Raw genomic sequence first — 6,083 nt, forward strand, 5'->3', positions numbered from 1 at the left:
TTAGATTATTGAGGATCAAAGCAAGAGGTTATCGAAATCAAGAACGATTTAAAACAGCAGTGATGTTTCACTATGGTAATTTAGATATGGGATTTTGAGTCTGACCACCATGATCGGGGAAGACCCTAATAAACTCAGTGGTTATAAATACGTTGATTCTGGTATTTTATTTTATATAAATAACGATACTGACCCTAACAACCAAGATATTTTAAGTAAGATAAAAAATTCACAAATAAATAACGATCTTAAGTTTAGAATAATTCATGTCATTGATAATAAAAGAGCTTCATTTCTATATGACGGGATTACTTTTATAAATAAAAAGTATGGCATAGAAAATGTAAATTTTTATTACCCACCAACATCATTAAATTTAATCAGCCCCAATAAAAAATATTACGGAAAGATATTACCCGTTGAATATATATCATCACCAATCCTACCTTTCGTAATAGAAAGAAATAATAATTTACAACCAATCATTTGCTTAGTTTCATCTGAACCTTTTTCTGCTGATAGTTTGGAAAGACTTATATCTTGTACGCGTAATTTAGTTTCAGATATATCTAAAGAACTTAGGTTTTTTTTCAACGACTTTAATGAACTTAGTGCAAAGGAAAGCATTGATAGATTAAAATTAGTAGTTGGTGAAGATATTAATTTTGAGGTTGGTTCATTTCATGAAACATTTAGAGGCTAATCTATGATTAATAATGTATTACCTAGTGGTGATAATTTAAAAACGCTCTTATCACAAAATAAAATAAGTAAATCTGATATCAAATCAGTTTTAAGGCAGCGTGGTGTTTTCGTATCAAATGACGATAAAAGCAACACAGTTCCATTATTGATTAAGTCCTTGATAACCCCTTTAGAATTCAATGAATTACAAGAAAAAATAAAAACAAAAGAGCATAGTTCTAAGGTAAATATGCGAACTTTAGAATGGAGTTCTAAAGATACATTAATTGATGCTATTGGCGATGACCTCAACTTAGACGAGTTGATTGATGATCCTTTTTGTAATTATAGCGTTGAAAATATCTCTGGATTTTATGTCAAGGATGACAATGAAGATTCAATAGCTCTAGATTTTAGCATAAAGCGAATTGACCTAATGAATTCTTGGGATGAAGTTGAACAGTATTTTTCTGGAAGAATAGAACTTGAGAAAAAACAATCCTCTGAAAAAATAGAGGTTAATATTTCTTTAAATCATACATCAAATGAAACAAAATTAGTTGCTGAAAAAATACTCAAAAACCTTAATGTTCATTTAAAATCTCAAGGGCATATTAAGCAAGATTCTGAAATACTTAAAATTCAATTCAATCATTTTAATAATTCAGGAAGAATAGCTTTTTTAGAAGATATTGCAAAATCACACTTTCAAAATGAATTTTATTATCAAAAAATCATTGATGTTGATTTTTACCCTGATTCATCAAATAGTTTTCCGGATGATTTAAAATGGCTAGAAAAAAATATTGATGAATTAAAATTAAAAGGAACCTTAAGTGAGTCAATTTTTTTTACTAACAAAAAGTTACATCCGAATTTAAAAATATCTAAACTAGTTGCAAGTTATACAATGGAAGATATTGGATATAATGCAGAATGTAAAATATCCTATGAGTTCCCTGAATTTTCATCTAGAAAAGTAGAAACAGCGGAGCTAGTGATTGATTTTAAATCGTTCAATGGGAAAGGTTCATCTAACAGTAAAATAAATAAAATAAAAGCATCTATAATGAAAATACTTGAATCAAAAAAAATAAGTATTTATGAAAAACACAAAGAAAATATAAAATAAACCTATTTTCATCTTTACCTTTTATGGTAAAGATGAAAATCATTACTTAAAACTCAAACTAATCACATTCCCTACCCCACACTCCAACTCATCAATATAATCCGCATACCACTGGATCATCTCTCTTCTGTTTTCAAGGTACTGAGCATGGTTATACGTGCCACGGATCGTATTCTTATCAACGTGGGCAAGTTGAAGCTCAATCCATGCCGTATTAAATCCCTTCTCATGCAAGATAGTACTCATTGTGTGCCTAAAACCATGTCCAGTTGCTTTTCCATGATAACCAATACGTTTAAGAACCTGATTAACACTTGCTTCGCTCATTGGCTTGGTAATGTCATTTCTACCGGGGAATACCAGTTTATAACGTCCGGTAATAGCTTGAACTTCACGTAATGCAGTGATGACTTGAGTCGATAATGGAACAAGATGTGGGCGGCGCATTTTCATTCTTTCTTTGGGGATCTCCCAAATACAGCGTTCAAAATCAAACTCGCCCCACTCTGCTAAACGTAGCTCTATAGTTCTCACGCCTGTTAACATCAGAATTTTAGTTGCTAGCCGAGTGATTGGGCTACCTGAATAATGATTTAATGCATTAAGAAATTCAGGTAATTCGTTAGCAAGCAAATGTGGATAGTGTTGTGCTTTGGGTGGTGTTAATGCGCTAGCAAGTTCAGAAGCAGGGTTATATTCAGCTTTACCCGTTACAATAGCGTATCTGAAGACTTGGTTACATGCTTGACGGATCTTACGTAACTTGTCTAGCACTCCCCTTTTTTCTAGTTTACGCAGCGTACTGAGTACCTCTAGTGGCTTAATTTCAGCAATTGGCCTTTTCCCTAGATCAGGAAAAATGTCATTTTCAAATGACTCCATCAAATCTTCAGCATAACCTTTAGACCAGTTTGGCTTTTTATATTCGTGCCATTCAAGGGTTACAGCTTGAAATGTATTATTAACCGCTGATTTACGTTCTATCTTCTCAAGCTTTTTCTGTTCTGAAGGATCAATGTTGTTAGCTATTTGACGTTTTGCTTCATCTCTACGCTGTCTTGCATCCGCTAAAGAAATTTCAGGGTAGACGCCAAGTGCTAATGTTTTTTGTTTTCCGTCGAATCGATATTGTAACCGCCAGTATTTAGAACCATTAAAATGCACGTAAAGGTGCATCCCTTCACCGTCAGTGAGTTTGTATCCTTTATCGGCAGGCTTTGCCGTTCTTACCTTCACATCTGTTAGTGCCATATAGGAACTCCCATGAGTTTGTGTTGGTATAAGAATTCATTGAACCTGTATGTACCAACGCATATACCAACAAATATTACTTGATGTAGGTTGATATAGGTAGACGTCAGTTGAACAAAGAAAGGTTAAAATCAGCTAATTCACTGAATTTTAGGCATAAAAAAAGACATCGGTTGATGTCCATTGACTTCGAAATGGTACGCCCTACAGGATTCGAACCTGTGACCTACGGCTTAGAAGGGCGTTACAGCTTGATTTCATTGAGTTTTATGTGATTTCATAAGATTTCATCTAATTGATTTTTAAGGATTTATATAGCTTGCATGATTTCACCTAGTTTCATATCATTTCGTCATTACTTGACCCGTTACTTGACCCGTAACCGACCTACATAATGGATATTAAATATGGCTAGTGTGCTTCTCACTGATAGTAAAATACGAGGATTGAAGCCCAAGAAATCTGCCTACTACACATGGCAAGCTTCTGCAACAAGAGGTACAGGTCGTTTAGGTGTTAAAACTTATCCATCAGGAAGAAAGGTTTTTGTTTATCGTTACTTCAAAGATGGAAAAGAAAAATTCATATCTCTTGGTGACTACCCAAATTTATCATTAGCTGATGCAGCTGTAAAATCTGTTGCTGCTGCCGCAGAATCATCGTCGCCTGAAAAAATCAAATATGAACACGCAACTGTAAAACAACTCTTTGACGACTACATTGAAGATCAGAAGCGACAAGGTAAGCGTTCGTACGATAAAACGCAAAATAGGCTAAATCAGGTCTTAGAAAGCAAGCATATAAACCCATCAATGGCTGCTAAAGATGTTACGCCCGATCATATAAAAAGAATACTGTCTGAATTTATTAATCGCGGCGCATTGGCTGGCTCAAACAAAGTTAGGGCTAATTTACATGCTGTGTTTAATTTTGGCTTATTTGCTGACAACGATCCTGCAAAAATTAACGAACGGGTTATTTACGGTTTGGATAGAAACCCTGTTGCTGTTGTCCCTAGACAAAAAGGTGCAGACAAAGCATTAGATAGGTTTCTGTCATGGGATGAATTAAAGCACTTGCTGGAGTTATTTAATAAGCCAAGCAATGAATGCCCTATCAACCCAGATTACGCGCGACTGTTTTTATTCTGTGTTTATGCTGCAGGACAAAGACCATGGGAAATAATAGCCAACACTCGGGATAATTGGGATAAAAAGAATAATACATTGACAGTACCTCCGCATATTTCAAAAACAGAGGACTATCACGTAATACCATTGACTAAGCCTGCTATTGATATTTTAAATATTCAGGAATTGTTATACCCAACATCTAGTTTTCTATTTCCTGCTGATACTCAGGAAGGTCATTTATTAACATCAGAATACGCAAAACAATTAAATAAATTTTGCAAACGCAATGAGTTTGAAAAATTTACACCAAGGGATATCAGACGAACATTTAAAACATTGGCTGGGGAAATGGGGATAAGCTCAGAAATGAGAGATATGGTACAAAACCATAAAAGACCAGGAGTGTCTAAAAAACACTATGATAGATATGATTATTTGAGAGAAAAACGCGAAATTCTCGACGCTTGGCATGAAAAGTTATCTTCGTTGTTTGATTAGCGATCTAGATGCGCCAACCACTCGAGCTGGCGCATTAGTTTTTATTGTTGCTCTGTTTATAAAATACTTGCTTAGCCTTGTTTCGTTTGAAGCCTGTATTATTTTTTGTAAAATACCCTCTCACCCTAACTAACTTACTTTGCAACTGGACTGATTGAGAGGGATATGGGAAATAAAGCAATCGGCAGCCTTATAAAAAATAAGCGGTTAGCTAAAAATATTTCAACCAAAGAAATAGCAAAAGGCTTAACAGCCTCTGAAAAAAAATATATACAATATGAAAGTGGTGAGTTATCAATATACATCGATGACTTATTCGCGATAGCTAACATTCTTGATGTTAGTATTCAAGAACTACTGAATGCGTATAGTAAGTGAAGCCGCAATAATGCGGCTTTTTTGCACCTAATTACAGCAATACACTATTTTCATCAAGGCCATATTGTTTACGTTCCTCAGCTTCCTGCTCTACCCTTTCCGCTTCCTCTGCTGCACGTTTAGCTTCTTCTTGCGCTAATCGCTCTGCTTCTATCTTAGCGAGTCTCTCAGCTTCAGCTTGCTTTTGATTGTAGATAGAGTTAGGTGGCATTTCGACACGCATATCTATCCAGCGCGATTCGTGTACGTCACAAGGCTCGTAGTTTTCAAAATAAACAGGCACGCCTTCTTCATCAAAGTGCTTAATGCGCTTGTTCTGGAAACGTTCTGGCATATCTGCGTTCTGTTGGTGGAAAACAAAAACTTCAATGTCACCATCAGGTCTCACCTCGTAATCAATGAGAACCATGTTTTTACCGTTATGGTCTTGAGGAATGACAAAGCCGTTATTGATACCCCATGCACCATCTGCATTAAAACCGACAACGCCTTTGATTAAATAGTGCCCTACACCAAGGTGCTCCATTTCAACGCCTTCTGACTCTTCGTTAGTCTCAATGTGATCAGCAAATACTTTAACAATCGGGGATGCGGCTTTTAAGTTGCCGTTTGAGTCTTTTGTTGTGTTTAACGTTGAGTACAGCACTGAAGTCGGCGAAAACTCACCATTATCTAAAGTTCTAAAAGATAAACTTTTGCTTCCTGTTGTTTTACCAATTTGGAATCCATAACCTTCGGCGCGGACATTAATGGCATATGCGAACCCATTACCCCCCCATGGGTTATTAGTTGCATGACCTGGCATAGCATAAAAACCACAGCCAAGCTCTGTTGATGTGTGGTTTTCAGAGGATTGAACCAAGCTAACTCCAACACCACTATCACCAAATTGTATTAGCGTGCCAGATTTGGCAGGCAAGGTGTGCGTCCCTTTAGTCGACTTAATTGCGTTCTTACTGAAAGTCACATCACCAGAAATAGCTCCACCTGTCTTATCAAACTTCCCA

At 35.9% G+C, this 6,083-nt stretch carries 6 protein-coding genes; 4 read left to right on the forward strand and 2 right to left on the reverse strand.

Annotation, left to right across the window (positions count from 1 at the left end; all coding sequences use genetic code 11):
* Positions 1–109: 109 nt before the first annotated feature.
* Both ACLPIE_RS22090 and gapS4b read left to right on the forward strand, forming a co-directional pair.
* Positions 110–703 carry a hypothetical protein gene (locus ACLPIE_RS22090; RefSeq protein WP_430263784.1) on the forward strand — a complete coding sequence of 198 codons (594 nt, stop codon included), beginning with the start codon at positions 110–112 and terminating at the stop codon, positions 701–703.
* Positions 704–706: 3 nt separating this feature from the next.
* Positions 707–1,816 carry a GapS4b family protein gene (gene gapS4b, locus ACLPIE_RS22095; protein ID WP_430263785.1) on the forward strand — a complete coding sequence of 370 codons (1,110 nt, stop codon included), beginning with the start codon at positions 707–709 and terminating at the stop codon, positions 1,814–1,816.
* A gap of 42 nt (positions 1,817–1,858) precedes the next feature.
* On the opposite strand, the gene ACLPIE_RS22100 is transcribed toward gapS4b, so the two are convergent.
* On the reverse strand, positions 1,859–3,067 hold the full coding sequence (locus tag ACLPIE_RS22100; protein ID WP_430263786.1) for a tyrosine-type recombinase/integrase: 1,209 nt from the start codon (positions 3,065–3,067) through the stop codon (positions 1,859–1,861).
* A 407-nt stretch (positions 3,068–3,474) separates the two neighbouring features.
* On the opposite strand from ACLPIE_RS22100, the gene ACLPIE_RS22105 reads away from it, so the two are divergent.
* Positions 3,475–4,698, forward strand: coding sequence for a tyrosine-type recombinase/integrase (locus ACLPIE_RS22105; RefSeq protein WP_319863908.1), 1,224 nt, complete (start codon positions 3,475–3,477; stop codon positions 4,696–4,698).
* Between the two features lie 165 nt (positions 4,699–4,863).
* Positions 4,864–5,076, forward strand: coding sequence for a helix-turn-helix domain-containing protein (locus ACLPIE_RS22110; RefSeq protein ID WP_094961282.1), 213 nt, complete (start codon positions 4,864–4,866; stop codon positions 5,074–5,076).
* Positions 5,077–5,107: 31 nt separating this feature from the next.
* Here ACLPIE_RS22110 and ACLPIE_RS22115 read toward each other — a convergent pair.
* Positions 5,108–6,083, reverse strand: a 976-nt coding sequence (locus ACLPIE_RS22115; protein WP_430263787.1) for a phage tail fiber protein, incomplete at its 5' end; no start/stop codon positions are given.

It is taken from the genome of Providencia sp. Me31A (genome assembly GCF_050487165.1).
Taxonomy (GTDB): Bacteria; Pseudomonadota; Gammaproteobacteria; order Enterobacterales; family Enterobacteriaceae; genus Providencia.

Coding starts and splice junctions, on each gene's coding strand:
- gapS4b (WP_430263785.1), top strand. CDS start 707: ATGATTAATAATGTATTACCTAGTGGTGATAATTTAAAAACGCTCTTA.
- ACLPIE_RS22110 (WP_094961282.1), top strand. CDS start 4,864: ATGGGAAATAAAGCAATCGGCAGCCTTATAAAAAATAAGCGGTTAGCT.
- ACLPIE_RS22100 (WP_430263786.1), bottom strand. CDS start 3,067: ATGGCACTAACAGATGTGAAGGTAAGAACGGCAAAGCCTGCCGATAAA.
- ACLPIE_RS22105 (WP_319863908.1), top strand. CDS start 3,475: ATGGCTAGTGTGCTTCTCACTGATAGTAAAATACGAGGATTGAAGCCC.
- ACLPIE_RS22090 (WP_430263784.1), top strand. CDS start 110: ATGATCGGGGAAGACCCTAATAAACTCAGTGGTTATAAATACGTTGAT.